This window comes from Thermogemmatispora onikobensis, from assembly GCF_001748285.1.
Classification (GTDB): domain Bacteria; phylum Chloroflexota; class Ktedonobacteria; order Ktedonobacterales; family Ktedonobacteraceae; genus Thermogemmatispora; species Thermogemmatispora onikobensis.
In genome coordinates this window covers 1-4253 of the sequence record NZ_BDGT01000102.1, presented here as the reverse complement: position 1 = coordinate 4253, position 4253 = coordinate 1, and the positions used below count along the sequence as shown (strand labels likewise).

Genomic DNA, 4253 nt, shown 5'->3' with positions numbered 1-4253 from the left:
GAACTAGCGGGCAAAACAGCAGAATTCCGGGGGCAGCTGGCCCTTTATCTCAAGGGGGGGCGTGTTCTGGAGGATGAGCTGCTCAAGCTTTTCCGCGAAGCGGTCACCAGCGTTGAGTCTCTGGCCGAGCGCTGCAGCGATGAGCAGCTGCGGGCAGCCATTACCGGTTATCGCCAGAAACTCGACCGGCGGCGCGACGAGGAGGAGGTTCTGCGTGATCAGCTAGCGGACGTTTTAGATGAGCTATTTGCCGCTGGCTACGAGCAGCTCAATCCCACGCTCAACGCCCTGCGCGTTGAGGCAGTCATGGACCTGGTGGAAGAGCGGCAGCTATGGCCGGAGGAGGCGCCCAACCCTGAAGAGGCCATTATGGGCTTGCTGCAGGAGGTAGAGCCGGGCCTGGCGCAGCTGCCGGAGGAGGAGCGTCGGCGCGCTTTTGCCAAAGCCTGGGCCATGTTCGAAGACGAACGCCGTCAGGCTCGTAATCCAGATGAGGAGGCTGACGAGCGCTTAGAGCGGCTCCTGAGCCGTATTCTCACCCATCTGCAGCCGGAGCTGGTCGCCTACAAAGCTGAGGCTATGCAGCCGCTGAGCGAGGAGCTGGCGCGGCGCTATCGCAACAAAGGCAAGACCCTTGACGATCTCTTGCCCGAGGCTTTTGCCGTGGTGCGCGAAGTGGCGCGGCGCGTTCTCAACATGCGCCATTTCGACGTCCAGCTCATCGGTGGGGTCGTGCTCCACCAGGGCAAGATTGCCGAAATGAAGACCGGCGAAGGCAAAACCCTGGTAGCCACCCTGCCTGTCTACCTGAACGCTCTCACCGGCAAGGGGGTCCATGTCGTTACCGTCAACGACTACCTGGCGCGCCGTGACGCCGAATGGATGGGGAAGATCTATCGCTTCCTGGGCATGAGTGTGGGCGTCATCGTCAACGCCGTCGAGCCGCAGAGTCCCGAGCGGCGTGCCGCCTATGCCGCCGACATCACCTACGGCACCAACAACGAATTCGGCTTCGACTATCTTCGCGACAACATGGTTACCGACCTCAGCCAGATGGTGCAGCGCGAACTGAACTACGCCATCGTCGACGAGGTCGACAACATCCTGATCGACGAAGCGCGCACGCCGCTCATCATTTCTGGCCCCGGTCCCGAATCGACCGATCTCTACGTCAAATTCGCGCGCCTGGTCCCACGGCTCAAGCCTGAGACCGACTATACCGTTGACGAGAAGACGCGCACGGTCATGCTGACCGACGAGGGCATCGAGAAGATGGAGCGTATGCTCGGGATGCAGAACCTCTATGCCGAGGAGCATCTGGACCTGACGCGCTACATGGAGAATGCCCTCAAGGCCCATGTCCTCTTTAAGCGTGATCGCGATTACATCGTCAAAGACGGCCAGGTCATCATTGTCGACGAATTCACGGGGCGTCTGCTGCCGGGGCGGCGCTACAGCGAAGGACTGCACCAGGCCATCGAGGCCAAGGAGGGGGTGCAGGTCCAGCGCGAGAACCATACCTATGCGACGATCACCTTCCAGAACTACTTCCGCCTCTACCGCAAGCTGGCTGGCATGACCGGCACAGCCATCACCGAGGCGGAGGAGTTCCACAAGATCTACAAGCTGGATGTGATTGTCATTCCGCCTAACAAGCCAATGATCCGCCAGGACCTGCCGGACCTCATCTACCGGACCGAAGAGGCCAAGTGGCGCGCCGTAGTTCAAGAGATCAAAGAGTGTCATCAGCGTGGGCAACCGGTGCTGGTTGGCACAACCTCAGTTGAGAAATCCGAGCATCTCTCGCACCTGCTCTCGCTAGAGGGCATTCCTCACAACGTCCTGAATGCCAAGCACCATGAGCGCGAGGCCCAGATCATCGCTCAGGCCGGACGCAGCGGAGCGGTGACCATCGCCACCAACATGGCCGGACGTGGTACCGATATCCTCCTGGGCGGCAATCCGGCCAGCTACTTTGACCTCGTACTACGCAAGCATGCCGAGAACGTCGACTACATTCGCGACATGCCCGAAGATACGCCGGAGGAGCGCGAGGAGAAAGAAGAGGCTATCCGGCAGTATATCGAGGGTATGACCAAGGAGGAGAAAGACGAGATCCTCCAGGACCTGATTCGCCAGTGCGAAGAGGATCACCGGCGGGTGGTTGAGTTGGGCGGCCTGCACGTCATTGGCACCGAGCGTCATGAGTCGCGGCGTATCGACAACCAGCTCCGGGGCCGTGCTGGCCGTCAGGGCGACCCCGGCTCCTCGCGCTTCTATCTCTCGCTAGAGGACGACCTCCTGCGCCGCTTCGGAGCCGATCGCGCCTCGGGAATCATGAAATTTGCCGGTATGGATGAGGACATGCCCCTGGAGAGCAGCCTAGTCACACGCTTTATCGAGCAGACCCAGGCTCGCGTCGAGGGCTACAACTTCGACGTCCGCAAGCACGTCGTCGAATATGACGATGTCATTGCCAAACAGCGTGAGGTCATCTATGCCGACCGGCGGGCCGTTCTCGAACGGGCCGACATGCACGAGCGGGTCCTGGAGATGATCCGCAACGAGATCGCGGCCCTCGTAGATCGCTGCATTCCCGGGCACGCCATTAACGATGAGGGCGAATTAGAGCTGCTCTTCACCCAGATTGAGCGCTGGGTCCATGTCCCCGAGGACTTCCTGCCGGAGAACCTGCATGCTCTGCACAAAGACCAGCTGAAGGAGCGCCTGAGCGAGCTGGTCATTGAGCACTACGAGGCCCAGGGGCGCCGGCTTGACGAACTGGCCGCCGAGCACCCGGGCCAGGGCGTGCCCAGTCTGGGCGATCTGGAGCGGGCGATCACGTTGCAGGTCGTCGACCGTCTCTGGATGGACCACATCGATGCCCTTGATGTGATGCGCTCCGGCATCCAGTTCCGCGCTGTCGGTCAGCGTGATCCACTGACCGAATTCAAGAACGAAGCCTATCGCATGTTTGAGGAGCTGAAGCGCGCCATCCAGCACTATATCGTCGACGAACTGCTCAAGATGCTGCGCGGCGAAATCACCGTGACCGTCCAGCGCCCGCAGCCGAAGCCGCGTCAGCTGCCGCGCAACCTGCGCACCAATATCGAGGAGATCGCGCGCCTCAGCGGTCAGTCCAAGAGCGATGGCAACGGCTCCCGCCCGCGCAGCGGCGGAGGACGGCGCGCGGCCCGTGGCGGCACGGCGGTTGCCAGCGCCCCCGTGGCTCAACCAGCGGCCCCCCCGCGCAAGATCGGGCGCAACGACCTCTGCTACTGCGGCAGCGGCAAAAAGTACAAGAAGTGTCACGGCGCCTAGCCTGGACCCCCGGTCAGGCTGAGCCCGAAGCGGGCGTTGCATGCGGGGAGCCAGCTCACTTCCTCAGAAGCGAACTGGCTCCCCATCTTTGTCTCTGCAACCTATAAGTGTTTGGTTATCCAAAAGCTTACCAGCTTTTAACTTATTTCATAGCAACTTCGCCTGTTCGTGTGTTATCCTTGTTATGGAGCGAGCAGGCCCCGCAGATCTATAGGTCAAAACTTATCGAAGCGCTTCTGGAGAGAGGAGCAGAGATCATAATGAGCAGTCAATATACTATGAATGGCAACGGTGCCCATGGAAAGCGGCAGACGCCCTATAGCGGCCCCAGCGCCGAGGAGCTGGAGCGTGCCTGGCGCGAAGATCCGCGCTGGCAGGGGATCAAGCGGCCCTATAGCGGACAAGACGTCATCCGTCTGCGCGGCTCCATTCAGATAGAATACACCTTAGCGCGCCTGGGGGCTGAGCGGCTGTGGGAGCTGCTGCACAGCGAGCCATACGTGGCGGCGCTTGGAGCACTCACCGGCAACCAGGCGGTTCAGCAAGTCAAAGCAGGCCTCAAAGCCATCTATCTGAGCGGCTGGCAGGTAGCTGCCGATGCCAACCTGGCGGGGCAGATGTATCCCGACCAGAGTCTCTACCCCTCCAACAGCGTGCCGCATGTCGTCAAGCGCATCAACCAGGCGCTGCAGCGGGCCGACCAGATTCAGCAGGCCGAAGGGAAGGGAGACACCTACTGGTTTGCCCCGATTGTTGCCGATGGCGAAGCGGGTTTTGGTGGGCCGCTCAACGTCTTTGAGCTGACCAAAGCCATGATCGAAGCGGGGGCGGCAGGCGTGCACTTTGAAGATCAGCTCGCCTCAGAGAAGAAGTGTGGTCACCTGGGCGGCAAGGTCCTGATCCCCACGCGCCTGGCCATTCGCAACCTGATC

2 protein-coding genes and 1 pseudogene are annotated in these 4253 nt (G+C 61.1%); all 3 read left to right on the top strand.

The genetic code is table 11. The features are described 5' to 3' along the window. Nucleotides 1-453: 453 nt before the first annotated feature. Nucleotides 454-2997 (top strand): annotated as a pseudogene (gene secA / locus BGC09_RS21915) (preprotein translocase subunit SecA); the annotation flags it as partial. Next, complete coding sequence (locus BGC09_RS23630; protein WP_439959671.1) at nt 2971-3321, top strand: SEC-C metal-binding domain-containing protein; 351 nt, start codon at nt 2971-2973, stop codon at nt 3319-3321. The pseudogene secA and the gene BGC09_RS23630, both read left to right, overlap by 27 nt. A 257-nt stretch (nt 3322-3578) precedes the next feature. After that, the coding region (locus BGC09_RS21910) for an isocitrate lyase/phosphoenolpyruvate mutase family protein (protein WP_439959670.1) at nt 3579-4253 on the top strand (675 nt) is incomplete at its 3' end.

Coding starts and splice junctions, on each gene's coding strand:
- BGC09_RS23630 (WP_439959671.1), top strand. CDS start 2,971: ATGTTTGAGGAGCTGAAGCGCGCCATCCAGCACTATATCGTCGACGAA.